The organism is Streptomyces fuscichromogenes, from assembly GCF_014645815.1.
GTDB lineage: Bacteria > Actinomycetota > Actinomycetes > Streptomycetales > Streptomycetaceae > Streptomyces > Streptomyces fuscichromogenes.
This window is the reverse complement of record NZ_BMML01000014.1, coordinates 106,128-132,230: the sequence shown is the minus strand read 5'-3', so window position 1 is coordinate 132,230 and position 26,103 is coordinate 106,128. Positions and strand designations below refer to the sequence as shown.

24 protein-coding genes are annotated in these 26,103 nt (G+C 73.2%); 5 read left to right on the top strand and 19 right to left on the bottom strand.

Annotated features, from left to right (window positions below; genetic code table 11):
- Position 1: 1 nt before the first annotated feature.
- From IEZ11_RS28460 to IEZ11_RS28425, 8 genes are all read right to left on the bottom strand, one after another.
- Complete coding sequence (locus IEZ11_RS28460) at positions 2–1,936, bottom strand: ABC transporter permease subunit (RefSeq protein WP_189265761.1); 1,935 nt, start codon at positions 1,934–1,936, stop codon at positions 2–4.
- Positions 1,936–3,306 carry a quaternary amine ABC transporter ATP-binding protein gene (locus tag IEZ11_RS28455; RefSeq protein WP_189265760.1) on the bottom strand — a complete coding sequence of 457 codons (1,371 nt, stop codon included), beginning with the start codon at positions 3,304–3,306 and terminating at the stop codon, positions 1,936–1,938. The genes IEZ11_RS28460 and IEZ11_RS28455 overlap by 1 nt, the downstream gene beginning before the upstream one ends.
- The gene (locus IEZ11_RS28450) at positions 3,306–4,832 is read right to left on the bottom strand and encodes a GMC family oxidoreductase (protein WP_189265759.1); all 1,527 of its coding nucleotides are present in this window, start codon (positions 4,830–4,832) and stop codon (positions 3,306–3,308) included. The genes IEZ11_RS28455 and IEZ11_RS28450 overlap by 1 nt, the downstream gene beginning before the upstream one ends.
- A 74-nt stretch (positions 4,833–4,906) precedes the next feature.
- Entirely contained in the window at positions 4,907–6,418 is a 1,512-nt protein-coding gene (locus IEZ11_RS28445; RefSeq protein WP_189265758.1) for an aldehyde dehydrogenase family protein, read from the bottom strand.
- 196 nt (positions 6,419–6,614) lie between these two features.
- Positions 6,615–7,304 carry a DUF2637 domain-containing protein gene (locus IEZ11_RS28440; RefSeq protein ID WP_189265757.1) on the bottom strand — a complete coding sequence of 230 codons (690 nt, stop codon included), beginning with the start codon at positions 7,302–7,304 and terminating at the stop codon, positions 6,615–6,617.
- A 22-nt stretch (positions 7,305–7,326) separates the two neighbouring features.
- Entirely contained in the window at positions 7,327–7,491 is a 165-nt protein-coding gene (locus IEZ11_RS28435; RefSeq protein ID WP_189265756.1) for a hypothetical protein, read from the bottom strand.
- A gap of 224 nt (positions 7,492–7,715) precedes the next feature.
- On the bottom strand, positions 7,716–8,276 hold the full coding sequence (locus tag IEZ11_RS28430) for a mycothiol transferase (RefSeq protein ID WP_189265755.1): 561 nt from the start codon (positions 8,274–8,276) through the stop codon (positions 7,716–7,718).
- A gap of 10 nt (positions 8,277–8,286) precedes the next feature.
- Positions 8,287–9,237, bottom strand: coding sequence for a LysR family transcriptional regulator (locus tag IEZ11_RS28425; protein ID WP_189265754.1), 951 nt, complete (start codon positions 9,235–9,237; stop codon positions 8,287–8,289).
- Positions 9,238–9,332: 95 nt separating this feature from the next.
- Here IEZ11_RS28425 and IEZ11_RS28420 point away from each other — a divergent pair, with 95 nt between their 5' ends.
- Together IEZ11_RS28420 and IEZ11_RS28415 are read left to right on the top strand one after the other, a co-directional pair.
- A complete protein-coding gene (locus tag IEZ11_RS28420; protein WP_189265753.1) occupies positions 9,333–10,736 on the top strand; it encodes an MFS transporter in 1,404 nt (467 codons plus the stop codon).
- Positions 10,737–10,775: 39 nt separating this feature from the next.
- The gene (locus IEZ11_RS28415) at positions 10,776–11,462 is read left to right on the top strand and encodes a siderophore-interacting protein (protein WP_189265752.1); all 687 of its coding nucleotides are present in this window, start codon (positions 10,776–10,778) and stop codon (positions 11,460–11,462) included.
- Positions 11,463–11,531: 69 nt separating this feature from the next.
- On the opposite strand, the gene IEZ11_RS28410 is transcribed toward IEZ11_RS28415, so the two are convergent.
- The 8 genes from IEZ11_RS28410 to IEZ11_RS28375 all read right to left on the bottom strand — a co-directional run bounded on the left by IEZ11_RS28410 (position 11,532) and on the right by IEZ11_RS28375 (position 19,107).
- A complete protein-coding gene (locus IEZ11_RS28410) occupies positions 11,532–12,521 on the bottom strand; it encodes a malate dehydrogenase (protein WP_189265751.1) in 990 nt (329 codons plus the stop codon).
- Positions 12,522–12,864: 343 nt separating this feature from the next.
- Positions 12,865–13,908 (bottom strand): helix-turn-helix domain-containing protein, encoded by a 1,044-nt coding sequence (locus IEZ11_RS28405; RefSeq protein WP_189265750.1) that lies wholly within the window; start codon positions 13,906–13,908, stop codon positions 12,865–12,867.
- Between the two features lie 386 nt (positions 13,909–14,294).
- Positions 14,295–14,768, bottom strand: a complete 474-nt coding sequence (locus tag IEZ11_RS28400; protein ID WP_189265749.1) for a helix-turn-helix domain-containing protein — start codon at positions 14,766–14,768, stop codon at positions 14,295–14,297.
- 280 nt (positions 14,769–15,048) lie between these two features.
- Entirely contained in the window at positions 15,049–15,726 is a 678-nt protein-coding gene (locus tag IEZ11_RS28395; protein WP_189265748.1) for a response regulator transcription factor, read from the bottom strand.
- The gene (locus IEZ11_RS28390; protein WP_189265747.1) at positions 15,723–16,886 is read right to left on the bottom strand and encodes a sensor histidine kinase; all 1,164 of its coding nucleotides are present in this window, start codon (positions 16,884–16,886) and stop codon (positions 15,723–15,725) included. The genes IEZ11_RS28395 and IEZ11_RS28390 overlap by 4 nt, the downstream gene beginning before the upstream one ends.
- Positions 16,887–17,053: 167 nt before the next feature.
- Positions 17,054–17,749, bottom strand: coding sequence for a helix-turn-helix transcriptional regulator (locus IEZ11_RS28385; protein ID WP_189265746.1), 696 nt, complete (start codon positions 17,747–17,749; stop codon positions 17,054–17,056).
- 85 nt (positions 17,750–17,834) lie between these two features.
- The gene (locus IEZ11_RS28380; protein ID WP_189265745.1) at positions 17,835–18,263 is read right to left on the bottom strand and encodes a DUF3017 domain-containing protein; all 429 of its coding nucleotides are present in this window, start codon (positions 18,261–18,263) and stop codon (positions 17,835–17,837) included.
- On the bottom strand, positions 18,253–19,107 hold the full coding sequence (locus IEZ11_RS28375) for a bifunctional methylenetetrahydrofolate dehydrogenase/methenyltetrahydrofolate cyclohydrolase (protein WP_189265744.1): 855 nt from the start codon (positions 19,105–19,107) through the stop codon (positions 18,253–18,255). Before IEZ11_RS28375 ends, IEZ11_RS28380 begins: the two co-directional genes overlap by 11 nt.
- A 228-nt stretch (positions 19,108–19,335) precedes the next feature.
- Between IEZ11_RS28375 and IEZ11_RS28370 the strand changes: the two genes are divergently transcribed.
- Complete coding sequence (locus IEZ11_RS28370) at positions 19,336–19,935, top strand: RDD family protein (protein ID WP_189265743.1); 600 nt, start codon at positions 19,336–19,338, stop codon at positions 19,933–19,935.
- An 85-nt stretch (positions 19,936–20,020) separates the two neighbouring features.
- On the opposite strand, the gene purH is transcribed toward IEZ11_RS28370, so the two are convergent.
- A complete protein-coding gene (purH, locus tag IEZ11_RS28365; protein ID WP_189265742.1) occupies positions 20,021–21,592 on the bottom strand; it encodes a bifunctional phosphoribosylaminoimidazolecarboxamide formyltransferase/IMP cyclohydrolase in 1,572 nt (523 codons plus the stop codon).
- Positions 21,589–22,218 carry a phosphoribosylglycinamide formyltransferase gene (gene purN, locus IEZ11_RS28360; RefSeq protein WP_189265741.1) on the bottom strand — a complete coding sequence of 210 codons (630 nt, stop codon included), beginning with the start codon at positions 22,216–22,218 and terminating at the stop codon, positions 21,589–21,591. The genes purH and purN overlap by 4 nt, the downstream gene beginning before the upstream one ends.
- Before the next feature lie 341 nt (positions 22,219–22,559).
- Here purN and IEZ11_RS28355 point away from each other — a divergent pair, with 341 nt between their 5' ends.
- Positions 22,560–23,306: a hypothetical protein gene (locus IEZ11_RS28355; protein WP_189265740.1), complete on the top strand. Its 747-nt coding sequence runs from the start codon at positions 22,560–22,562 to the stop codon at positions 23,304–23,306.
- 17 nt (positions 23,307–23,323) lie between these two features.
- Here the strand turns inward: IEZ11_RS28355 and IEZ11_RS28350 are convergent, their stop codons facing one another.
- Positions 23,324–24,781, bottom strand: coding sequence for a cell division protein PerM (locus tag IEZ11_RS28350; protein WP_444544939.1), 1,458 nt, complete (start codon positions 24,779–24,781; stop codon positions 23,324–23,326).
- Between IEZ11_RS28350 and IEZ11_RS28345 the strand changes: the two genes are divergently transcribed.
- The gene (locus tag IEZ11_RS28345) at positions 24,776–25,963 is read left to right on the top strand and encodes an RNA polymerase sigma factor (RefSeq protein WP_444544940.1); all 1,188 of its coding nucleotides are present in this window, start codon (positions 24,776–24,778) and stop codon (positions 25,961–25,963) included. The two genes, IEZ11_RS28350 and IEZ11_RS28345, sit on opposite strands and share 6 nt — an antisense overlap.
- The last annotated feature ends 140 nt before the right edge of the window (positions 25,964–26,103 follow it).

The window sequence follows — 26,103 nt, the reverse complement described above, 5'->3', positions numbered from 1 at the left end:
GTCACGCTCCCTTCCTCGTACGGCGTTCGGTGGGCTGGGTGACCCGGTCGAGCATCAGCCCCAGGCAGACGATGGCGGCACCGGCGACCAGCCCGGTGGCCAGGTCGCCCTGGGCGAGGCCGAAGGCGACGTCGTAGCCGAGGGCGCCACCGCCCACCAGCCCGCCGATGATGACGACGGCGAGGACCAGCACCACGCCCTGGTTGACGGCGAGCAGCAGCGCGGGCCGGGCGAGCGGGAGCTGGACCTGGAGCAGCTGCTGGCGCCCGGTCGCGCCGAGCGAGCGTGCGGACTCCAGGGCGGCCGGGTCCACCTGGCGCAGCCCCTGCGCGGTGATCCGTACGACGGCCGGCAGCGCGTAGACGACGGCGGCGGCCACGGCGGGCGCGCGGCCGACGCCGAACAGCGCGACGACCGGGATCAGGTACACGAACTGCGGCATGGTCTGGAAGACGTCCAGGACGGGCCGCAGCGCCCGCTCCACCCGGTCGCTGCGGGCGGCGGCGACGCCGGTCGCGAAGCCGAGGACGAGCGTCACAGCGACGGCCGCGAGGACCTGGGACAGCGTGTCCAGCGCCGGCTCCCAGACCCCCAGCACACCGATCGCGGCCATCGCGAGGACGGCGGTGAGCGCGGTGCGCCAGGTGCCGATCGGCCAGGCCAGGGCGGCGACCAGGAGCAGGACCGCCCACCAGGGCAGCCCCTGGAGCCCGTCCCGGAGCGGGTCGAGGACCCAGGTGGTGAAGTGCCCCGCCCAGTCCGCCGTACCTCCGACGACCGGCACGCCCGAGTACAGGTGGGCGGTCATCCAGTCCACGGCCCGGTCGACCGGTTCGGCGAAGTCCAGGGTCCAGGCCGCGGGCCAGTCGAGGCGACCGAGGAGCCGGGCGGCGAGCGCGACGGCCACGGTGGCGCCGAGGGCGTGGGCCCAGGCGCGGGGGTGGGCCCGCGCCTCGGTGCGCTCGCCCGCTGCCGCCGTGATGCGGTCCAGTACGACCGCGAGGAGCACGAGCGGAAGGCCGGCGGCGAGGGCCGCGCCGACGTCGACCGAGGCGAGGGCCTGGTAGACGCGGTCACCGAGGCCTCCGGCGCCGATGACGGACGCGATGACCGCCATCGACAGCGCCATCATGATCGTCTGGTTGAGGCCGAGGAGGAGTTCCCTGCGGGCGAGCGGGAGTCGGGCGGTCAGCAGCCGCTGCCTGCCGGTGGCCCCGAGCGACTCCACGGCCTCCAGGACCTCGGGATCGGCGCCGCGCAGGCCGAGGGCGGTGAGCCGGGCCATGGGCGGGGCGGCGTAGACGACGGTGGCGAGGACGGCCGCGGGGACGCCGATGCCGAAGACCAGGACGACGGGGAGGAGGTAGGCGAAGGCGGGGAGCACCTGCATGGTGTCGAGGACGGGGCGCAGGGCGCGGTGCAGCCGGTCGGAGAGCCCGGCACCGAGGCCGAGGACGACACCGACGGCGACGGACGCGAGTACGGCCACGACCATCAGCGCGAGGGTCTGCATCGTCGGCACCCACATGCCGAGGACACCGCAGAGGAGGAACGCGGCGGCCGCACCGACGGCGAGCCTCGTCCCGGCGACGCGGTGGGCGACGGCGGCGGCGAGCACGGTGACGCCGGGCCAGCCCGCGGCGAGCAGGGTGAGGTAGACGGCGCGGACGGTCAGCACGACGGCGTTGCTGACGTAGCCGAGGAAGTAGAGGAAGAGGGGGTGGGTGTCGCGGTTGTCGACGACCCAGTTGCCGGCGGAGGAGAGGGGGGCGGAGAGATCGACGGTGAGGTGATGAGGCCAGGCAGGCTCGGGCCAGTGCGCGTGGGCGAAGGGCACGAGGACCGCGGCGGCCAGGGCCAGGCCGAGGAGCTTGCGGGCAGCCCTGTTGCCGGGAAGCACCGCTCGTCCACGGCTCGGGACAGTGATCGTCGCCATCAGACGTCCTCCGGGCCGGTGCGCGGGGCGGGGGGTCTCACTCGCCCGCGCTCGCGGGGTGCCGCCGCGCCCACCCGTGCCGCCCCAGCGGCACGACTGCCCGCGGCTGGGGCACTTCCCAGCAAGGGCTCCGCATCCCCACCCACGGTTGGGGCACTTTGCGACTGACGTTCCGCGTCCCCACCCAGGGGCGCGGGGAACTGCGCGACCGGCCCACCACCGCCCGCACCCGAAACCTCACCCGCACCCCGGGAACCCTCCGACGAAGGCCCCGCATCCCCACCCAGGGGCGCGGGGAACTGCGCGGTCGGCCCCCGCCGGGGCGCGGTCGAGGTATCGCCCGCGGCCCCCTTCGCCACCACCCCGAGCAGCGTGTCGGCGTCGACCACACCGACGCACCGGTCGCCGGCCACGACCCGCGCCGGGGCGCCGGCGGCCGCCACCGCCTCGATCGCCTCGGCGACCGTCGCGTCCGGGCCGACCTCGGGGCCGGTCTCCTCGGCCTCCCGCGGCGCCCGCATCGCCGTCCGGACCGTCAGTACCTGCTCGCGCGGCACGTCCCGGACGAACTCCCGGACGTAGTCGTCGGCGGGCGAGCCGACGATCTCCTCCGGGGTGCCCAGCTGGACCACCCCGCCGTCCCGCATCAGGGCGATGCGGTCGCCGAGTCGCAGCGCCTCGGAGAGGTCGTGGGTGATGAAGACCATCGTGCGGCCCTCCTCGCGGTGCAGGCGGATCACCTCCTCCTGCATGTCCCGCCGGATCAGCGGATCGAGCGCGCTGAACGGCTCGTCGAAGAGGAGGACCTCGGGATCGACGGCCAACGCCCTTGCGAGGCCCACGCGTTGGCGCTGCCCGCCGGACAGCCGGCCGGGACGGCGCTGCTCCATGCCCTCCAGGCCGACCTTGGTGACGACCTCGGCTGCCCGCGCCCGCCGCTCGGCCCTGCCGACGCCCTGGATCTCCAGGCCGTAGGCCACGTTGTCGAGCACGGACCGGTGCGGCAGCAGCCCGAAGTGCTGGAAGACCATCGCGGCCCGGTGCCGGCGCAGTTCGCGCAGCTGCCCCCGGTCCATCGCACGGACGTCCTCGCCGTCGACGGCGATCCGGCCGGCCGTCGGCTCGACGAGCCGGGTCAGACAGCGGACCAGGGTCGACTTGCCGGAGCCTGACAGGCCCATCACCACGAAGACCTCGCCCTTGCGCACGTCGAAGGAGACATCGCGGACGGCGGCCGTACAGCCGGTGCGGCTGCGGAGTTCGGCCGGGGGCAGGGCGGTCAGCTCAGGGTCCGCCGGGACGCGTTCGGCCCGGGGGCCGAAGACCTTCCACAGGCCGTCGACGGAGAAGACAGGGTTCGTACCGTTCATCACGCACCGCCCTTCAGCAGATCCACGGCCCGCTCGCCGACCATCAGCACCCCCACCATCGGGTTCACGGCCGGCATGGCCGGGAAGACGGAGGCGTCGGCGACCCGGATGCCGTCCAGGCCCCGGATCCGCAACTCCGGGTCGACCACGGCCAGTTCGTCGTCGGCCGCACCCATCCGGCAGGTGCCCGCAGGGTGGTACACCGTGTGGGCGGCCCTGCGGGCGTACTCGCTCAGCTCGGCGTCGCCGAGGATCTCCGGCCCCGGACACACCTCGCGCTTCAGCCAGCCCGCCAGCGGCTCGGTCCTCGCGATCTCGCGGGCGATGCGGATGCCGTCGACGAGGGTGCGGCCGTCGTGGTCGTCCTCGTCGGTGAAGTAGCGGAAGTCGAGCGCGGGCTTCACGGACGGGTCGGCACTGGTCAGGTAGAGACGGCCGCGGCTGCGGGGCTTGGGGATGTTCGGGGTCATCGAGACGCCGTGCGCCGGGCGTTCGTAGCCGAGGCGCTCGGGGTTGTCGGTGAACGGGACCTGGTAGAAGTGGAACATCAGGTCCGGGCCCGGGTGTCCGGGGTCGCGGCGGACGAACAGGCCCGCGTCGGAGTCCGTCGCGGAGTTCTCCGGGATCGGGCCGTGCGTCTCCCAGACGATCACCGACTCGGGGTGGTCGAGGAGGTTCTCGCCGACGCCCGGGAGGTCGTGCGCGACCGGGATGCCGAGGGCTTCGAGGTCCCGGGCCGGGCCTGTGCCGGAATGGAGCAGCAGGCGCGGGGAGTCGACCGCGCCGGCGCACAGGACGACCTCGTTGCGGGCCCGTATCAGCAGCTCCGCACCGTCCTTGGTGCGCACGTGCACGCCCTCGGCGCGGCTGCCGGCCAGCTCCAGCCGGTACGCCCAGGTCTCCAGGAGGAGGTGGAGGTTGGGGCGCCGGTCCAGCACCGGGTGGAGGTAGGCGACCGACGCGCTGGACCGCTTGTTGGTCTCGGGGTGGTAGGCGAGGTCGAAGAAGCCGGCGCCCTCGGTGAACGGCCTGCGGTTGAAGCCCTCCACCCGCGGGACGCCGAGCGCCTGCCGGGCCGCGTCGACGAAGTCGCGGGCGACCGCGTTCCGGTCCTTCTCGTCGACCGGGACGATGTTGTTGAGGAGTCGGGCGTAGTACGCCTCCATCGGCACCGCGCCCCAGCCCCTGGCACCGGCCTCCTCCCACTCGTCCCAGTCGGAGGGCAGCGGCTTGAAGGCGATGAGGGTGTTGTGGCTGGAGCAGCCGCCCAGCACCCGGGCCCGGCTGTGCCGGATGTGCGAGTTGCCGCGCGGCTGCTCGGTGGTCGGGTAGTCGTAGTCCAGCTCACCGCCGAGCAGCCCGGTCCAGCGGCGCAGGGTGAGGACGTCGTCGCGGCCGACGTCGCTGGGTCCGCCCTCGATGACGGCGACCGTGACGTCGGGGTCCTCGGTGAGCCGGGAGGCGATGACGGAACCGGCGGTTCCGCCGCCTATGACGACGTAGTCGTACTCATGGACGTGGGGCATGGGGGTACTCCAAGAAAGCCTGGCGTGTGTGTGGGGGGGGGGAGGAGAGGCGGGGCCGGGGCGGGGGCGGGGGCTCAGCCGGCGAACCAGCGCACCGGCCTCGGGGCCAGGTTCTGGTAGACGTGCTTGGTCTCCCGGTACTCGGCGAGCCCGGTGGGCCCCAGTTCGCGGCCGGTCCCGCTCTTTCCGAAGCCGCCCCACTCCGCCTGCGGGAGGTAGGGGTGGTAGTCGTTGATCCAGACGGTGCCGTGCCGCAGCCGCCCGGCGACCCGGCGGGCCTTCCCGGCGTCCGTGCTCCACACGGCGCCCGCGAGGCCGTACTCGGTGTCGTTGGCGAGGGCGAGGGCCTCGTCCTCGGTGCGGAACGTCTCGACGGTGAGGACCGGGCCGAAGACCTCCTCGCGCACCACCCGCATCTCCCGGTGGCACCGGTCGAGGACGGTGGGCTCGTAGAAGTAGCCGGTGGCGGGGCGGTCCGCGGACGGTTCGGGGCGCTTGCCGCCCGTGCGCAGCACCGCGCCCTCCGCCAGCGCCGACGCCACGTACGCCTCGACCTTGGCGCGCTGCCGCTCGGAGACGAGCGGGCCGCACTCGACGCCGTCGGCCGTGCCCCGGCCGAGGCGGATCCTCGCGGCCCGGCGGGCGAGTTCGGCGACGAAGCGCTCCCGGACCGGCTCCTCGACGATCAGCCGGGTACCGGCCGAGCAGACCTGGCCGCTGTGGATGAACGCGGCGTTCAGGGCCTGGTCGACCGCGGTGTCGAAGTCCTCCGGCGTGGCGCAGGCGTCGGCGAAGACGACGTTGGGGTTCTTGCCGCCCAGTTCGAGGGCGACCTTCTTCACGGTGGGCGCGGCGGCGCGGGCGACCTCGATGCCGCTGGCCAGGCCGCCGGTGAAGGAGACCAGGTCGACGTCGGGGTGCCCGGCGAGGCGGGCACCGACGGTGCGGCCGGGGCCGGTGACGAGGCCCGCGACCCCCGCGGGCAGCCCGGCCTCGGCCAGCAGACCGATCAGCGCGACCGTCGTCAGCGGGGTGAGCTCGCTCGGCTTGACCACGAACGTGTTGCCGGCCGCGAGTGCCGGGGCGATCTTCCAACTCGCCTGGAGGAGAGGGTAGTTCCAGGGGGTGATCAACGCGCACACGCCCACCGGCTCGTGCACCACGACACTGTGGACGTCGGCGGAGCCCGCGTCGACCACCCGGCCCGCACCCTCCGCCGTCACCAGGTCGGCGAAGTAGCGGAAGGCGTCGGCGACGCAGTCGATGTCGACGCGGCCCTCCTCGACGGTCTTGCCCGCGTCCCGGCTCTCCAGCAGCCCCAGCTGTTCGCGGTCGCGTACGAGGAGGTCGGCCACCCGGCGGAGCAGCGCGGCGCGCTCGGCGACGGGGGTCCCGGGCCAGTCACCGGCGTCGAAGGCACGCCGGGCGGCGGCCACCGCCAGCTCCGCGTCCCGCTCGTCGCCCTCGGCGACCACGGCACAGGGCAGGCCGTCCGCGGGGTCGATGATCTCGCGCGTCGCGCCGGAGGCGGCTGCCAGCCACTCGCCTCCGGCATGAATGGTCGCTCGTGCCGTGCTGTCCGCCATGATCGGTACTGCCTTCCGTTCCTGTTCGGCGCCCCCGTGCGGCAGTCGGGCCGCACTCGGGGACCGCCGGCACCTGCCCTCGGCATCGGATTGCATGCGCAATCGTCGGCGGAAAGTGCGCCGCGTCACGGAACAGCCGGACAGAACGGTACGAACGGATCACGCGAGTCGGTGGCGGGTCCCGCCCCTCCCGGATTCAGGACGTGGCGGCCGCCGGCTCGGTGGGCGTGGCGTGCCGGGGGCGCCCTTTGGTCGAGATCTGACCGACGAGCTCCCAGAAACAGACCAGGGCGGTGACGGGCGGAATCCCGAAGATCACTAACGACAACAGCGCATGGGACGAGTGGCTGATGCACAGGGCCACGGCCACGACGGAGGCAGCCAGCACGACGCACCAGGACCGCCGCGCGCTCCGGCGCTGCGCGGTGGCCCGCAGGACGGACAGCGCCGCCACGAACCACGGGCCGTAGACCGTCAGCGGCCAGTACTGCGCCAGCCCCCGCGGGAGCACCGACGAGGCGATGCCGCGCAGCTGCGCGTAGGAGTAGCAGACGGACCAGACCAGCATGAGCACCGCGCACAGCGAGACCGCCGCGATCAGGAGCGTGACGTGCGTGACACTCCGGCCGCCGTCGAGCAGGTGGGAGTCATGACGGACCCGCCGGCGGCTGCCCCGGCGCTGGGCCGGCACGTCCACCAGGGTGGGGGCCGCGGCCACCACGGTCGGCGCGGACAGTATCTGCGCCAGCTCCTCGACCGGGTCCCAGTCGCTCGGCGCGACGTCGGGCTCCGGAACACCCCAGGTGTGGTCGTAGAGACCGGGATGATCATAGAAGCCGGTGTGGTCGTAGAGCCCCGGACCCGAGTCGTGCTGAATCCCGTCCATCGATTAACCTCCGCACCCTGTCTCAGAACGCCGCGTACAGATCAGCCAGGGTCCGCCGATATTCGTTTTCCATCGCATTGATTCTCTTCAGGAAATCATCGAGCAGGTCCGAGCATGAGGTGATATCCATACCACCCGGCCAGCGGAGCATGGTTGTCGGATGATCTTCCGCTGCGTACCAGTCCAATCGCGTCACGGTCAGCTAACGACCGTCGGACGGGGCGGTGTTTGGAGCGTTCGGGGGAATTCAGTCACCCGGAAGAGAAGTCATAGAATAGCCACCGCCCCGCAATCGAAGAGGTCGTAAATATGCGGGAGATTACACTCCGTGAATACGGAAACTAAACGAACGACGATGTGACCGGTGCGAGGGGACGGCGACGGAACGGAGTCGTCCGAGGTCACCGCTGGTCAGAAGTCGGCCGGCGGGTCCTCCCCCACGCGTCCGTCGACCGCCTCCCGTATCAGGTCGGCCTGTCCGACGTGCCGGGCGTACTCCTCGATCATGTCGGTCAGCAGCCGGCGCAGGCTGGGCCGCGCGCCGTTGCGGGCGGTGTACGCGATCAGGACACCGGCGTCCCCGTCGGCCGCGACCCGGCGCAGGGCGGCCCGGGACCGGGCCACCGCGGCCGCCCAGAGCGCGTACAGCTCCTCGGGGCTGTCGGCGGCGGCCGATCGCCACTCCCAGTCGGGCTCGGCGTCCCAGTCCACCGCGTCCCACGGGGCGGGGAGCTTCTCGCCCAGCAGCCGCACGGTGAAGTACTGGTCCTCCACCAGCGCGAGGTGCTTCAGCAGCCCGCCGAGGGTGAGGGCGGAGGGCGCGAGCCGGCTGCCGAGCGCCGCCGCGTCGAGTCCCTCGCTCTTCCAGGCGAAGGTGCGCCGCTGCCGCTCCAGAGCGCCGGTCAGGGTGTCGAGTTCGGTGCCGGCGACGGGCGGCTCCCACTGGACGGCCGACCAGGTGTCATCAGTCATGCCCCCGACTCTACGGACCGCCACTGACAACGGCCCCGGCTCCCTCGGTCATCAACTCCCGTACACAGCGCCGCAGCCAGGCGTGGGCCGGGTCGGCGTCGTGGCGCGGGTGCCAGGCCAGGCCCAGGGGGATCGGCGGCAGCGGCAGCGGGACCTCGAAGGTGGCGAGGCCCAGGGCGGTGGCCAGCGCAGCCCCCCAGGCGCTGATCAGGCCGACCAGATCGGAGTCGCGGAGCACGAAGAGGGAGGCCGGGAAGGTGCCGACGGTACCCACCACATGACGTTCCAGGCCGAGTTCGGCCAGCGCGACGTCGACGGGGCCGTGCAGCTTGCCGCGCCGCGAGACGTTCAGGTGACCGGCCTCGGTCGCGTACCGCTCGGGCGTCAGTTCGCCCGCCAGCAGCGGGTGTCCGGACCGTGCGACACCGAGCATGCGGTCCTCGTGGAGCTGCTCCACCCGTACCTCGGGCGCGGTGGTGTCGATCGCCCCGACCTCCAGATCGGCGGTGCCCTGCCGCAGGTACGGCAGGTCCACATGGGCCTCGGTGAGGAAGCGCAGGCGGATGCCGGGCGCCTCGGCGGCGGCCCGGGCGAAGAGGGCGGCGGCCTGGGTGCCGGCGATCGCGTCCGAGCCGATGATCGTGAACGTCCGGGACACGGTGCGCAGATCGGTGTCCCGGCCCGGCGCGAACAGCGCCCGCGCCCGTTCCACCACGGCGCTCACCTCGGCGCGCACGGCCAGTGCGCGCGGGGTCGGCACCATCCCGCGCCCGGCGCGCACCAGCACCGGGTCACCGAGGGCCCGGCGGATCCGGCCCAGGGTGCGGCTCATGGCCGGTTCGGACAGGTGCAGCCGCCGCGCGGCCCCCTGCACGCTCTGCTCCTCCAGGAGCACGTCCAGCGCGACCAGCAGGTTCAGGTCGAGGCTGCCGGGAGAACCAGCGGATTGCGTCACACGCATTTATCCCTTGCGAAGGTTGCACTGGAAAGCAGGTCGGCCCCGAGCCTACGGTGCCGGGGCATCCCACACCACCCACCAGCTCCCCGGGAGGAGCCGTGCCCTCGCACGCCCTGAAACGCCCTGTCCTGCTCGTCCTGTGCGCCTGCGTGCTGGTCGCGCAGAGCATGGTGGCCGCGATCAACCTCCTCATCCCCGAACTGGCCGCGTCGTCCCTGCACCCCTCGCACAGCGAGATCCTGTGGACCGTCGACGCCTACGTCATCGCCTTCGCCGCCCTGCTCGTCCCGGCCGGCGCACTCGGCGACCGGTACGGCCGCAAGGGCGCCCTGCTCGCGGGGCTCGCCCTGTTCGCGGCGGGCGCGGCCACCAGCGCGCTGGCCGCGGATCCGGCCGTGCTGACAGCGGGCCGTGGCCTGTCCGGCGCCGGAGCCGCCCTGATCACCCCGGCCACCATGTCGACCCTGGTCCACCTCGCCGCCCCCGAGCGGCGCGCCCGCGCCCTGGCCTCCTGGACCCTGGCACTGGGCCTGGGCGGCGCGGCCGGCAACCTGGGCGGCGGCCTGGTCGGCCAGTTCCTGTCCTGGCGGGCGCTGTTCGCCGCCATGGTCCCGCTGGCCGCGCTGCTCGCCCTGGCCGTCGCCCTGGTCACCCCGCGCACCGGCCGCTCCGCGCGCAGCGACCTCGACCCGCTCGGCACCCTGCTCCTGACGGCCGGCCTGGTGGCGGTGCTGTTCGGCATCATCGAGGGCACCACCTACGGCTGGACGTCGGCGCCCATCCTCGGCTCCTTCGCGGCGGGCGCCACCCTGACCGCCCTGTTCACCGTCCACGCCCTGCGTGCGGCGCGCCCGCTCTTCGACCCCCGCGTCTTCGCCTCCGCCCGGCTGCGCTCGGCGTCCCTGGGCACGGCGGCCGGCTTCTTCGGCCTCTTCTCCCTCTTCTTCGTCAACTCGCAGTACCTCCAGGACGTCAAGGGTTACGACGCGGCCGTCGCCGGCTTCGCGATCATGCCCCTGACGCTCGGCATGGCCCTGGTCCCGAGGCTCGCCGCCCGCTGGGCGGGCCACCCGCGCGCGGTCGTCGGCGCCGGGCTCTCGCTGATCGGCCTCGGCCTGCTCGGCGCGTCCACGGTCGGCGCGGCCACGCCGTACTGGACGTACGCCTGCTGGCTGCTGGTCATCTCGGCGGGCACCGGTCTGTCCATGCCGGCCCTCACCCTCGGCGTCGTCAGCTCGCTCCCGCCGCATCAGGCGGGCCTCGGCTCCGGGCTCGGCACCACGGCCCGCGAGACCGGCGCGGCCCTCGGGGTCGCGGTCACCGGCACCGTCCTGTCCGCACACGGCGACCTCGGCTCCGGGATGGGCCCGGCCCTGCGCACCGTCGCGCTGCTGGTGCTCGCGGCGACGGCGCTCGTGGTGGCGGGTCTCGGCCGCCGCACCCCGACACGCTCTATCGCGTCCGACCCGGAACGCGTACTATCGCGTTCCATCGACGCCTGAGCAACTCCCCACACATTACGGCCCGTTGAGGAGCCCCCGATGCCCGCCCTCCTGAACCCCGTCCTCGACCTGCTGACCCTGCGCGGCACCGTCACCGAGGCCGAGCGGATCACCGCCCGCATGCGCCGGCTGCGCATCGACGGCGACCAGCTCGCCGGCCTCGACGTCCGGCCCGGCCAGCAGGTCCGGGTCCTGGTGACCGGCCTGACCCTGCGGACGTACTCGGTCTGGCGCTACGACCCGTCCGGCGTCGTCGAGCTGTGCGTCCTCGACCACTCCGAGGGCGGGCCGGGCGCCCGGTGGGGCCGGACCGTCGAGGCGGGCGAGCCGGTACGGCTGCGCAGGCCCGAGGGCACCTTCACGCTGCGCCCCGAGGCCGCCCACCACGTCTTCGTCGGCGACGAGACGGCCGCGGTCGCCTTCGGCGCGATGCTCGCGGCACTGCCCGAGGAGGCCCGGATCTCCGGGTGCGTCGAGACGGAGACGGCCGCGGACCGGCTGCCCCTTCCGCACGCCGAGCACCTCGACTGGCTGCTGCGGACCGAGACCTCGCTGCCGGAGGCGGTACGCCGGCTCGCCCCCGAACCCGGCGGGGTCGCCTATGTCGCCGGGGAGGCGCGGACCGTGCAGGCGGTGCGCAAGGTGCTGGTCCAGGAGGTGGGCTGGGACCGGCGCGCGGTGCTGACCAAGCCGTTCTGGACGCCGGGCAAGCGCGGCATGGAGTGACCCCGCGGACACGGCGACGGGCCCCGCTCCGGAGCAATCCGGAGCGGGGCCCGTCGGGGTGCGGGTGGCTCAGATGAGGCCGAGGGCGCGGACCGCGTCGCGCTCCTCCGCCAGCTCCTGCACCGACGCGTCGATGCGGGCGCGGGAGAACTCGCTGATCTCCAGGCCCTGGACGATCTCGTAGACGCCGTCCTTGGTGGTGACCGGGAAGGAGGAGATCAGGCCCTCCGGGACGCCGTAGGAGCCGTCCGACGGGATGCCCATGGAGGCCCAGTCGCCGTCGTCGGTGCCGTTGACCCAGGTGTGCACGTGGTCGATCGCGGCGTTGGCGGCGGAGGCCGCGGAGGACGCGCCACGGGCCTCGATGATGGCCGCGCCGCGCTTGGCGACGGTCGGGATGAACTCCTCGGCCAGCCACTTCTCGTCGTTCACGACCTCGGCGGCGTTCTTGCCGGCGACGGTGGCGTGGAAGATGTCCGGGTACTGGGTGGCGGAGTGGTTGCCCCAGATGGTCAGGCGCTTGATGTCGGCGACCGTGGAGCCCGTCTTCTTCGCGAGCTGGGTCAGCGCGCGGTTGTGGTCGAGGCGGGTCATCGCGGTGAAGCGCTCGGCCGGTACGTCCGGCGCGGCGGCCTGGGCGATCAGGGCGTTGGTGTTGGCCGGGTTGCCGACGACCAGGACCTTGATGTCGTCCGCGGCGTGGTCGTTGATGGCCTTGCCCTGCGGCTTGAAGATGCCGCCGTTGGCCTCCAGCAGGTCACCGCGCTCCATGCCCTTGGTACGGGGGCGGGCGCCGACCAGGAGGGCCACGTTGGCACCGTCGAAGGCGACGTTCGGGTCGTCGGAGATGTCGATGCCCTGGAGCAGCGGGAAGGCGCAGTCGTCGAGCTCCATGGCGGTGCCCTCGGCGGCCTTGAGCGCGGGGGTGATCTCCAGGAGGCGGAGCCGGACCGGCACGTCCGCGCCGAGCAGCTGGCCGGAGGCGATGCGGAAGAGCAGGGCGTAACCGATCTGGCCGGCCGCGCCGGTGACGGTGACGTTCACGGGAGTGCGGGTCATGGCGTTCTCCGTATGACAGCTGGCGGTGGGCGTCCTTGCCCTGGGTGCCCTGGGGTGCGGACGTACAAATGATCGATCTCTTGGTATCAAGAGATCCACCGGTCAGGCTATCGCGCATCAAGGATGCCGGAGGTCGAGGGGTCGGTGTGGCTCACCCCACAAAAGAGGCGGCCGCCTGCCCGGGAGAGGTGGGACAGGACGGCCGCCACTCGGGGGTACCGGTTTCCGGACTCCCGTGGGGGGGATACCTTCCGCGTGCCCGGGACGGCGCCCGGCATTCCTGTGTGCCGCCGGTTTTTTCGCCGGCCGGCGTCCGCCGGACGGGCCGGCCGGGAGACGCCTCCTACGTCGTGCACCCCGTCCGCCCCGACGCCAGCGCCGCGCAGGCCTTCGCCGTCGTCGCGTCCCGTACCGCCACCATCGGCGTGTACGCGATCGTGTCGCCGACGGCCGTGATGTCGCCGCGCTCGGTGGTGGTGCCGACCGTGACCCGGACCGAGTCGCCCCGGGCGGCCCCCGTGATACGGCCCCACGCGGCACCGCAGGTCCTGCTGTAGCGGACCTCCAGGGTGGTCGCGCCGACCGTGACGGTCTTGGCGGTGGTCACGAGGTCGCCGCTGCACCCCATGGCCACCGCGTCCTTGCCGGTACAGCCGGCGCCCGCGCACTTCACGCCGGCCGGGAGGTCGCTGCTGGTGCCGGTGGACGGGGTGCCCGACGGGCCGCCGCCCTGGTTCTTCTTCCCGCCCCCGTCGCTTCCGGCGAGGAAGAGGACCGCGGCGATGACCACGGCCACCCCGACGACCCCGGCGAGGAACATCGTCAGCCGCCGCCTGCCGCCGCCGGGCGGGGCCGCGGGCGCGGCCGGGCCGCGGGAACCGGTGCCCTCCCGGCGGTTCGCGTCGGGTGCCGTCGGCTGGGGCGGGATGGTGGGCGAGACACCCGCCGGCCCGGCGATCCCCGGCATCGCCACGGCGCTGCCCGCCCGGCGCGGCGCCTTGCCGCCACCGGCGGCGGACGTGGTCGCCGACGTGGCCGGCGGCGCCCCGAACTCGCCCAGCGCGGCCCGCGCCTGGGAGATCCGGATCGCCTCCATGGTCATGTCGTGGCGCATCTCCGAGCGGCTCCAGGCCCGTTCGGCAAGCTCCCACATGGTCGTGAGGTGGACGGGATCGGTCTCGGTGACCTCGGCGAGCGCGACGACCGCGCCCTTGGGTGCCAGCAGACGGCCGTTGAGATAGCGCTCCCAGGACGTCCTGGCGTAGCCGGTGCGGTCGGACAGTGCCGCGACACTCAGCCCGCCGCGGTCCACGAGCCGCCGCAGCTGGGTCGCGAACTCCTTGACCTGCGGATCGAGTTCATCCGGCAGGGCTTTCCAACGAGGCATTGCTTCCCCCTCTTTCCCCCGGTCCTCTTTCCCCGGTCCTCTTTCCCCGGTCCTCTTTGCCCCGGTCCTCTTTGCCCCGGCTCGGTGCCGTGTACTGCCCGGCGTTCCCGCCGCGCGATGCCCCGCGCCGGTCCCCGTTCTGGCTACCCACCGGGATGCGGCGGGCCCGGAAGTCAGTCGCCGGGCAGGGGGCGCACTGGAGCGTCGGCCCGTCCGGCATGCACCGTTGCACGCCTGCCGCCCTGCGGTCCAACGGGCCTCCGGCTCGTCCCGATTGGACACGTTAGCCCGGCCGTGGGTCGGCTTCGTGACATATCCGCTAACTTGTCAACACATCGACACACCGGTCATCCAGCCGTGACCTCGCGGGTCACAGGGCGCGCAGCTCACCCGAGAGTCACCGCGCCGACCACCGCCACCAGGAGCAGCGCGAGCAGCAGCAGGACCGCGTACAGCAGGAGACGGCCGCCGTGCGGGTGGGGCGCCGGGGCCGGCTCCGGCCGGTCCCACCACGGGAGGGTCGGATCGTCCTCGTACCCGGCCGGCTCCGCCGCGCCCGGCGGACGGTCCGGTGCGGTCGTCGGGCGCGGCCAGGCCTGGACGGCGAGTTCCCAGCGCACGGCGTGCCGTTCGGCGTCCGGGCCGGCCAGTCCCGCGACCCGGCACAGCGCGACGACGGCCTGGCGGGGCGGTGGCTGCACGGCGTTGAGATAGCGCTGCCAGGAGGACTTGCTGTACGCGGTGCGGGCGCCCAGCGCGACCAGGCTGAGGCCGGTGTCGTCCTTGAGGAGGCGCAGCTGCTCCACGAAGTGCCGTACCTCCGGCGGGAGCCCCTCCGGCAGCAGCTGCCAGCCGCCCATCACGCACCTCCACGACGTGCCTCGTCGCCCGTTCGTCGCCAGTCCAGAGCGGGTGACGACGGCCGGTGGCCGGACGGTTCCCGCAGGCCGTGGCGGTGCGGGCGGCAGGTAGCGGAACTGTCACCTCTCTGCCACAGCCGACGGACAGCCGTTGAACAGCCACCGCCGCACGGGAAGGCTGTTTCCGGACGGCGGTCCGTCCTGCTCGGGGGAGGGGACGGACCGCCTTTCGGCCGGAACCGCACCCGGACCGCCGTCGGTGCACCGGCCGGGTCGCAGGTCAGTTCGCCGGTCTGCCCGGGGTCACCAGGCCCGTCTCGTACGCCACCACCACCGCCTGGGCGCGGCTGCCCAGGTCGAGCTTGGTCATGGTGCGGTTGAGGTGGGTCTTCACGGTCGCCTCGCTGATGTAGAGGCGGTCGGCGATCTCCAGGTTGGACAGTCCGCGCGCGGTGAGTCTGAGGACCTCGACCTCGCGGGAGGTCAGCACGTCGAGGTCGGGCGGCGGTCCGGTGTCGGGGCCGGGGCCGTGCCGGTGGGCGAAGGCCTCGACCAGGCGCCGGGTGACGCTGGGCGCGAACAGGGAGTCACCGCCGTCCACCGCGGTGACCGCGGCCAGCAGCCGTTCCGGGCCGGAGTCCTTGAGGAGGAACCCGGAGGCTCCGGCGCGCAGCGCCCCGTACACGTACTCGTCGAGGTCGAAGGTGGTGAGGACGAGGACGCGGGGCGCGGGCCCGGCCGCCTGGGCGAGGATGCGCTCGGTGGCCTCGATGCCGTTGACCCCCGGCATCCGGATGTCCATGAGGACGACGTCGGGCCGGGTCTCGGCGGCCAGCCGCACCGCCTCCGCGCCGTCCCCCGCCTCACCGGCCACCTCGAACCCGGGGGCGGCCTCCAGCAGGCCCACCAGACCCGCGCGGATGAGGAACTGGTCGTCGACCACGAGCACTCTGGTCATCCGGTACGGTCGTCCCCCCGCCGAGCGAGTGCGGCCGAGGTCGGCAGGGTCAGCTCGACCGCGAAGCCGCCCTCGGAGCGTGGGCCGACGCTGATCGTCCCACCGTAGAGCTTGGCCCGCTCACGCATACCGATCAAGCCATGTCCGGCGCCCGTTCGCATTCTGTCCGGATTCACCCCCTCCCCGTCGTCGTGGACGGACACGGTCAGCTCGTGGGGCCCGTACCGGAGCAGCACGCACGCGCGGGCGCGGCCGGCGTGCTTGAGGACGTTGGTGAGCGCCTCCTGGACCACGCGGTAGGCGCACAGTTCGACGCCGGGCGGCAGCGGCCGGGGCGCGCCCTCGACCACGAACTCGACCGGCAGGCCGCCGGCCCGCACCCGGTCGACGAGTTCGACCAGCCGGTCCAGGGTCGGCATGGGAGCGCGCTCGGCGGCCCGCGGGTCCTCGTCGCGGAGCACCTGGAGCATGCGCCGCAGCTCGTCCAACGCCTCCCCGCTGGTGTCGGCGATGGTGCCGAGCGCCCCGCGCGCCTTCCCGGGATCGGACTCGAAGACGAACCGGGCGAGCCCCGCCTGCACGGAGATCACCGACATGTGATGGGCGACCACGTCGTGCAACTCCCGCGCGATCCGGCCGCGTTCCTCGACGACGGCGCGCCGCGCCCGCTCGGTCTGCTCGGCCCGCAGATGCCGGGTGAGCGCGGCGGAGCGCTGCGCGAGATGCCCGAACCAGACCAGCACCGAGGAGTACAGCAGCGCCTGTGTGACGACGGACGGCATCGAGGAGTTGTCGGTGACGATGCCCGCGTACAGCCACATGCCGGTCATGCAGGCGGCGCAGCCGACGGCGACCCGGACCGGCCGCACCGAGGCGATCGTGTACAGCGCCAGCATGGAGCCGAAGGTGCACACCACGGGCCAGAAGCCGAGGCTGACGTAGACGATCGAGGCGCCCTGCATCACGGCGAAGACCGCGACCGGCCACCGGCCGCGCAGCGCGACGGGCAGCTGCGCCAGCCCGATCAGCGCATACGCCCACGCGTCGAGCTGCGGCCACCCCTGGGTGGGCGACTCCCGCCCCAGCAGCACGGCCATCACGACCGTCATGCACGCGATCAGCGTGTCGACGGCGAGTGGGGGCGGCTGACGCGGTCGCATCGCCGCAGCGTAACTCCGGGCCCGGGAACGGCGAGTCAGTCACCGGGCGTACCGCGGAAGTTGTAGGGGTTTCAACCGGAGGTGGGATTCGCGGACCCCGCCGGATCCCTACCTTCGAAGAGGGGGAGGACGGCCCGCACCCACCGGGGGAGGTGCGGGCCACCGGGTCACCCGCCGGCGGGCGTCTCGTCGCGCAGCCTGCCGATGTAGTTGTAGACGGACGCGCGCGAGATCCCGAGCCGGCCGGCCAGCATCGGAACGGCGCGCCGGAGCTGGAAGACCCCGCGTTCGTCCAGGGTCTTGAACACCGACAGCCACTCGGCGGTGGCGAGGTGGGTCAGCGGCTTGCCCAGCTGCCCCTCGACCTCGGCGAGCACCGACTCGATGACGGTCTCCGCGTCGCTGCCGAAGGTGACCGGCTGCGGTTCCGCGGCCTCGCCGTTCCCGCCGATCACCTCGTTCAGCAGCATCGACGACATCCGCAGCTGCGTGACGTCGAGGTTGATGCAGAGGGCGCCCGTGACCGTGCCGTCCGCGAGGCGCAGCAGCATGGTGGTCGACTTCATGACCCGTCCGTCGGGCAGCCGGGTCACGTAGTTGAGCTTGTCCTCGGCCGCTTCGCCCTGCCGTAGCAGCGACAGCCCGATCGCGCTCATCGGCGAACCCACCTCGCGGTGCGTCACGTCGCCGGTGATCGCGACCACCGAGTGGTCCCCGCGCCGGAAGTCGTGCAGGACGACCTCGCAGATCCGCCCGAACGTGGCCTGGATCCCGGGCACCAGCTGCCGCGCGGTGGCCAGCACCCGATCGGCCTCGGCATCGGCCTCGGCGGACCGGGGGACGGGGCCCGCTTCGCTGTCCATCGTCTTCCTCCGCCCCGAAGGGGGCGCGGGGAACTGCGCGACCAGCCCTCACGCACCCGCACCCGGACTCGAACCCTTCGGCTCTTCAGCTCTTCATCGTGAAATGCAACGTGTCCTTCAGATAGGGGATCACCAGCCACGGCTTCGGCTGTGCCATCAGCGCCAGCAGCACGATGGCCAGCCCCAGCACCCCGTACGTGACGATGTCGGTGAACCGCGACCGGACCGCCAGCATCCCGACGCTCGGCAGTATCCAGCGCAGCACCGCCCCGGCGAGCAGCGCCGCCCCGATCAGCAGCGCGCCGACCCGGAACTGGTCCAGCGAGGTCAGCAGCAGCCCGACCCCGACGGCCGCCAGCACCACCAGCAGCGGCCACTGCCGGGCCGGCGCCGGCAGGTCCCCCGACGCGGCCCTGCCGCCCCCCTCGGGGCGTGCCGTGTCCCGGGTGAACAGCGGGAAGCGCCGGGTGGTCCGGCGTCCCGCACCCTGCTCGTGACTGCGGTCAGCCGACACTGCGCTCCGCCGCCTCGACCACGTTGACGAGCAGCTGCGCCCTGGTCATCGGCCCGACACCACCGGGGTTCGGGGAGATCCAGCCGGCCACCTCGGCGACCCCGGGGTGCACGTCGCCGACGATCTTGCCTTCGGCGTTGCGGGAGACACCGACGTCGAGGACGGCGGCGCCCGGCTTGATGTCCTCGGGACGGATCAGGTGCGGGGAGCCGGCGGCGGCGACGACGATGTCGGCGCGCTTGAGGTGGGCGGAGAGGTCACGGGTGCCGGTGTGGCACTGCGTGACCGTCGCGTTCTCGCTGCGCCGGGTGAGCAGCAGCGGCATCGGGCGCCCGATGGTCACGCCACGGCCGACGACCACGACCTCGGCGCCCTTGATCTCGACACCGTGGCGGCGCAGCAGGGTGAGCACTCCGTTGGGGGTGCAGGGCAGCGGCGCCGGCTCGCCGAGCACCAGCCGGCCGAGGTTCATGGGGTGCAGTCCGTCCGCGTCCTTGTGCGGGTCCATCAGCTCCAGGATGCGGTTCTCGTCGATGCCCTTGGGCAGCGGGAGCTGGACGATGTAACCGGTACAGGCGGGGTCGTCGTTGAGCTCGCGGACTACTGCCTCGATCTCCTCCTGGGTCGCGGTGGCCGGGAGTTCGCGCTGGATGGAGGCGATGCCGACCTGTGCGCAGTCGCGGTGCTTGCCGGCGACGTACTTCTGGCTGCCGGGGTCGTCCCCGACGAGGATCGTGCCGAGGCCGGGCGTGACGCCCTTCTCCTTCAGCACCGCCACGCGGGCGGTCAGATCGGACTTGATCGCGGCTGCGGTGGCCTTGCCATCGAGAATCTGGGCGGTCATGGCTCCATCCTCGCGGATGCCGGCCTCCCGGTTCCAGTCGGGTGTGCGGTCATGATCAATGATGTTGCACTTGCACAACACCTCGCTAATCGGACTGGACAACAACTCACCCGTCCTCAACGATGAGCGCGCAGTACCGCGGTCCGGTGGGGGGCAAAACCGCTCAGATCTTGACGTACCTCCGTCCTTGTCCGCGTCGTCCCCGCAGGTCAAACGGAGGAACCCGTCATGAGTTTCGGCTCGCCCAACAACCCCTACGGTCAGCCGCAGGACCCGCAGCAGGGTCAGCCCGGCTACGGCTACCCGCAGCAGCCCGGCTACCCGCAGGCCCCGCAGGGCGTGCCGCAGCAGGGCTACGGCTACCCCCAGCAGCCTGGCTACCCGCAGCAGGGCGGCTACGGCGGCTACCCACCCCAGCAGGGCTACGGCGCGACGCCGCCGTACGCGAACTGGGGCTGGCGTTTCCTGAGCAGGCTGATCGACTCGCTGCTGTACGGCATTCCGTACATCCTCGTGATCGTGGGCGCCGGCAACAAGACCCCCGCGCTGACGATCATCGGCTTCCTCGGCCTGATCGGCCTGTTCGTCTACCAGATCATCCTGGAGGGGCGTACCGGCCAGAGCCTGGGCAAGAAGGCGGTCGGCACCCGCACCCTCAAGGAGGACACCGGCCAGCCGATCGGCGCGGGCATGGCGTTCGTGCGCCAGCTGGCCCACATCCTGGACGGTCTGCCCTGCTACCTCGGCTACCTGTGGCCGGCGTGGGACTCCAAGCGCCAGACGTTCGCGGACAAGGTCTGCGGCACGATCGTGATCCGCAGCAGCTGAGCGGTCGTACCGGTACTCCAAGGGCCGTGTCCCCGCGCGGGGACACGGCCCTGGTGTGCGCTCCGAGTGCCGGGCTACCGGTGACTCAGTGGAAGAAGTGCCGCGTGCCGGTGAAGTACATCGTGACACCCGCCTTCTTCGCGGCCTCCACGACGAGTTCGTCACGCATCGAACCGCCCGGCTGGGCCACCGCCCTGATGCCGGCCGCGGTGAGGATCTCCAGACCGTCGGGGAAGGGGAAGAAGGCGTCGGACGCGGCGTAGGAGCCGCGCGCCCGCTCCTGACCCGCCCGCTCGACGGCGAGCTTCGCGGAGTCGACGCGGTTGACCTGGCCCATGCCGACGCCGACCGAGGCACCGTCCTTGGCGAGCAGGATGGCGTTGGACTTCACGGCCCGGCAGGCCTTCCAGGCGAAGGCGAGGTCGGCCAGCTCCGCCGCGCTCAGCGCCTCGCCGGTCGCGAGGGTCCAGTTGGCCGGGTCGTCGCCGTCGGCCTGGAGGCGGTCGGTGACCTGGAGCAGCACACCGCCGTCGACGGGCTTGACCTCGACCGGGTTGGCCGGGGCGCCCGGCGCCTTCAGGACGCGGATGTTCTTCTTCCTGGCGAGGGCTTCGAGCGCCCCCTCCTCGTAGTCGGGCGCGACGATGACCTCGGTGAAGATCTCGGCGACCTGCTCCGCCAGCTCCTTGCTCACCGGCCGGTTGACGGCGATGACCCCGCCGAACGCCGACAGCGGGTCACAGGCGTGCGCCTTGCGGTGCGCCTCGGCGACGTCCGAGCCGATCGCGATGCCACAGGGGTTGGCGTGCTTGATGATCGCGACGCACGGCTCGTCGTGGTCGTACGCGGCACGGCGCGCGGCGTCCGTGTCCGTGTAGTTGTTGTACGACATCTCCTTGCCGTGCAGCTGCTCTGCCTTGGCCAGGCCGCCGCCGGAGGCGTCGACGTAGAGGGCGGCCGGCTGGTGCGGGTTCTCGCCGTAGCGCAGGGTGTTCTCGCGCTCCCAGGTGGCACCGAGGAAGTCGGGGAACCGCGACTCGTCCACGGGCGCGTACTCGGAGGCGAACCAGCTCGCGACCGCCACGTCGTAGGACGCCGTGTGCTGGAAGGCCTCGGCGGCGAGCCGCTTGCGGGTCGCGAGGTCGAAGCCGCCGTCGGAGACGGCCTTGAGCACGTCGGCGTACCGCGCGGGGCTGGTGACGATCGCGACCGAGGGGTGGTTCTTGGCGGCGGCGCGCACCATCGACGGGCCGCCGATGTCGATCTGCTCGACGCACTCGTCGGGCGTGGCACCGGAGGCGACGGTCTCGCGGAACGGATAGAGGTTGCTGACCACGAGGTCGAACGGCTCGACGCCGAGGTCCGCCAGCTGCTGCCGGTGGTCCTCAAGGCGCAGGTCGGCGAGGATGCCGGCGTGGATCTTGGGGTGCAGGGTCTTGACCCGGCCGTCCAGGCACTCCGGGAAGCCGGTCAGCTCCTCGACCTTGGTGACGGGGACGCCGGCGGCGGCGATCCGGGAGGCGGTGGAGCCGGTGGAGACGAGCGCGACACCGGCCTCGTGCAGTCCGCGGGCGAGCTCTTCGAGCCCGGTCTTGTCGTAGACGCTGACGAGCGCGCGCCGGATGGGCCGCTTGTTGCTCTCGGCGGTGGCGGTCACTGGATAACTACCTTTCGTCCCTCAATGCGATAGCCGTTGCGGGCGATCCGCCCCACGACCTCGACGAGCAGCCTTCGCTCGACGTCCTTGATGCGCTCGTGCAGAGCGCTCTCGTCGTCCTCGTCCCGGACCTCCACCACGCCCTGAGCGATGATCGGCCCGGTGTCGACGCCGTCGTCGACGAAGTGGACGGTGCAGCCGGTGACCCGGGCGCCGTACGCGAGCGCGTCCCGTACACCGTGGGCCCCGGGGAAACTGGGCAGCAGGGCGGGGTGCGTGTTGACGGTCCGCCCCCCGAACCGCGCCAGGAACTCCTTGCCGACGATCTTCATGAACCCGGCCGAGACGACGAGGTCGGGCGCGTGGGCGGCCACGGCGTCGGCCAGCGCCCGGTCCCACTCCTCCCGGGTCCCGAAGTCCTTCACCCTGGTCACGAAGGTCGGGATGCCGGCCCGCTCGGCACGTGCGAGCCCCTCGACGCCGGCACGGTCGGCACCTACGGCGACGACCTCGGCGCCATAGGCCTCGGCGCCGTTCTCGGCGATCGCGTCGAGGAGCGCCTGGAGGTTGGTGCCGGATCCGGAGACCAGCACGACGAGGCGCTTGGCCACGGGCTTGGCGGCCACGGTGGGGCCCTTTCTCGGGGAAGCGTCGGTACGGCGGCCGGCCTCGTACGCGCTTTGTACATTCGTACGAGTGCGTCGCGCCCCGGGATACGGGGAAGTCTACGAAGCGGCCGACCGTCAGCAACGATACCGGCACACCGGGCGGCCCCCACGGGACGGGGGCGTGGCCGGAAGGTAGCGTCTGGGAGGTACCGAGACGGGAACGCGTCCGGGGTACGGCGCGTTCACCGGGTAGGCAGTCGTTTCCGCTGCCACGCCGATCATCCGCAGCCATCCGTCGTATCCAGCCGATCCATCAGCTCCGTTCTGTTCAGCTTGATCTAGGGGAAGACGCTCATTTGATGCCGGACCGCAGCCTGGGACTTCGCATGCTCCCCCCGCAGTCGGTACAGGGAGGGACGCGCGCTGCCGTGCTGCTGCGGGAGCGCCCGGCCTCGCCGCCGGACGCGCCCTCGGACCGGCCCGAGGGCGACCAGCAGGACGACAACCCCTTCGCCCCGCCGCCGGAGGGCACGCCGGACACGCCCTGGCGGCCGCGCCGGCCGACCGGTGACGAGGACCGCGGGGCGCCCTGGGGCAGCCAGTGGAGCGACCGCCAGCCCGGCCGGCAGGCCGGCGGCTTCGGCGAGCGTCCGGGCGACGGCGGTCCGGGCGACGGGGGTCAGGGCGGACCCGGCGGCCCCGGCGGTCCCGGCATGCGCTGGGACCCGACCGACCCGGCCCAGCGGCGGGCGCGGTACGCCCTGCTGTGCGGCATGTGGGCCTTCCTCTTCGCGCTCTTCAGCTGGCCGTACGTGGCGCTGCTGCTCGGCGCCCTGGCCGTCTACTGGGGCGTCAGCGCGCTCCGCGCCAAGCCCCGCACCCCCGAGGAGGCCGCCACCGGCCGCCCCCAGACCACGGCGGCGATCAGCGGCCTGGTCACCGCCTCCCTGGCGCTGGCCCTGGTGGCCGCCAACTTCACGGCGCAGATGGTCTACCGCGACTACTACACCTGTGTCACCGACGCCCTCACCAACGAGGCCCAGCAGTCCTGCGACCACCTGCTGCCGAAGGAGCTGCGAGGGGTCCTCGGGAGCGGGAACAGCTGACGGGACGGGCCGCCGGGTCAGGGACCGTCGGTGTCCTCGGCCGCCGGTTCGGACAGCTTCCGCAGCGTCCGCCGGGCCCGGCGCGCCACCTCGTCCTCCCAGGGGTCGGGGCCGGACAGCCGGTCGCCGGGCAGCACGTCGTGCGGCTCGGCCGGCAGCGCCTCGTAGCGCTCGGAGGTGTCACCCTCGCCCTGGTCCGGCAGCAGCCCGGTGACCAGGTACGAGGCGGGGGCGGCCGACAGGGAGGCGGGGGCCGGGGCGCCGGCAGGGGCGGACCGCGGACGGCTTCCCTGCGCGTCACCCCTCTCCCTCTCCGACGCGGGGCCCTCCCCCGGGTTTCCGCTCGCGAATCCCAGCCAGGCGGCGAGTGAGGCGGCGTCCGCGCTCCGCCACCTCCGCAGCCCCAGGGCTCCCGGTACGGCCACCGCGAGGAGCCAGCCGCAGGTCGCCGTGCCGGTCTGCCACCAGACCGGGCCGAAGCGGGAGAGCGCGCCCACGCCCAGCGGGCCGCCGGTCAGCTCGGCCAGCGCCGCGAGCAGCAGGGCGCACAGCAGCGCCGCCCGGGTGGCCACCCCGGCCGTGCGTCCGGCCGGCCAGTGCCGCTCGGCCGCCCGCGCCGACACGAACCACGCCACGGTCGCACCGGCCGCCACCGGCACCGTCCCGGCCAGCCAGTTCAACGGGGTTCCGGGACCGTGCTGCGGTACCGCCGCCAGCAGCGGGAAGGGCGGGAGCAGCGGTGCCGGATCCGAGGCCAGGGGGTTCACGAGATGCCCGGCGCCGAGCGCGAAGCCGGGGCCCAGGGCGTACGACGCCGACCACACCGCCGCGTTCGGGATCAGCGAGACGCAGAGCAGCAGGACCGCGCACCGGCCCGACCAGCCCTCCGTCAGCTGGAGGAACGACGCCCGTGCCGTGTCGCCGTGTGCCACCAGGGAGACCGCGAGCAGCAGCGTGCCGCCCCCGAAGAACACCGCCGTACCGGCCAGCGAGGCGCGGACGGCCGTGGCCCACCGCACGCGGGTGTCGCGCCCGAGCAGCAGCCGCCGTACCGCTCCCGGCAGCATCCGCACCAGGTTCGGCAGCGGTTCACGCGGACGGCCGTACGCCGCCCACACGCCCGCGCCCGCCGCGGCCGTCGCGAGCAGCGGCAGACACACCGCCACCGATACCCACCGGGGCCGCAGTTCGCCGCCGGACGCGTAGAGCGCGGCGCAGCCGCCGACCGCGAGGTAACCGGCGACCACTCCGGTCCAGGCGGTACGGGCGCGGACCGGCGGCGGCGCGTCGGCGGCGCCGTCGGCGCCGTGCGGCGCGTCCACCGCGTCCCGTGCGCCCCGGTACACCAGCAGCGCCGGCGGTACGAACAGCAGCAACGGCGTCACCCCGACCGGGGCCGGCAGCCCGGACAGCGTGTCGGTGCGGACCAGTTCGACACCGTGGGCGAGCAGCCACAACGCCGCCGCGACGTGCACCGCGCCGCCCGGACCGCTGTCGGGGTACGGCGAGCTGACCCAGAGCCCGATCGCCAGGACGGCGAACGAGCCCAGCCCGAGCCCGGCCGCGAGCGCACCGGCCGCCAGGCTCGCGGCCAGTCCCGGGGAACGGTCGCGCACCCGGTCGAGCAGTGGCGCCAACGACGGGCCGCGGGACGACAGCGACGGGCGGCGGGACAGCAACGACTGGCGGCGGGCGGTCTTCCGAATCACGACCGCCATGCTCCCAACGACACGCGCTTTCCCGTCGTAACCGACGAACAGCCGAAGTGTCGCTCAATATATGTTTATGTGTTTTTTCATAGGAAGGTGCGCCCGATGACGCAGAGCCCTGCCCGTACGGACGAGGCCGGACCGTCCCCCGCCCTGACGCCCGCTCAGGCCTTCGACGCGCTCTACGCGTTCTGCGCCCCGGCCCTGGTACGGCAGACCTACCTGCTCACCGGCCGCCGGGAGCTGGCGCAGGACTCCGTCGAGCGGGCCTTCCAACTCGCCTGGCAGAACTGGCCACAGGTGGCCCGTGACCGGGATCCGGCCGGCTGGGTCCGGGCGGTCGCGCACGAGTGCGCGCTCTCCCCGTGGCACCGCTTCCGGCTGCGCTACCGCCACCCCGAGCCGCCGCCCGCCGACGCGGCCGACCGCGCCCTCCTGGAGGCGCTGCTGAAGCTGCCGACGACGTACCGCCGCACGCTCCTGCTGTACGACGGGGTCGGCCTCGACCTGCCGGAGACCGCGGCGGAGACGGAGGCCAGCACGCCGGCGGCGGCCAACCGGCTGACCCGGGCGCGGCGGCTGGTCGCCGGCCGGGTGCCGGAGCTCGCCGACCCCGCCGCGCTGCACCGGCGGCTCGCCGAACTGGCCTCGACGGAGCGGCTGCGGGCGTCCCAGCCGCCCGCCGTGCGGACGTACGCCGAGCGGCAGACACGCTTCTGGACCCGGTCCGCACTCGCCTTCACGGCGACGATCATCGCGGCGACGACCCTCACGCTGCGGACGGCGCCGACGCACTACGAGGCGCCGATCGGCCCGGCCCAGGCGATCAGCGGGGTACCGGCGGAGGTGGGGCTGGGGCCGTTGTCGGCGGGTGAGCGGGCGTTGCAGGCGAAGCTGCGGAGCTCTGCCGAGAGCGGGCCGGAGAGGATGGTGCCGGTGGCGAGATAGCCGTCGTTCGGGTGCGGGTGGGTGGGGGTTGCTCGCGCAGTTCCCCGCGCCCCTTACGGGGCGCTGTCCCGACCGTTTCTCATCAGCCGCGCCGGCGCGGGTGAGCGAGACGCCGGTAGGCCCGCCCCACCCCGGGGACG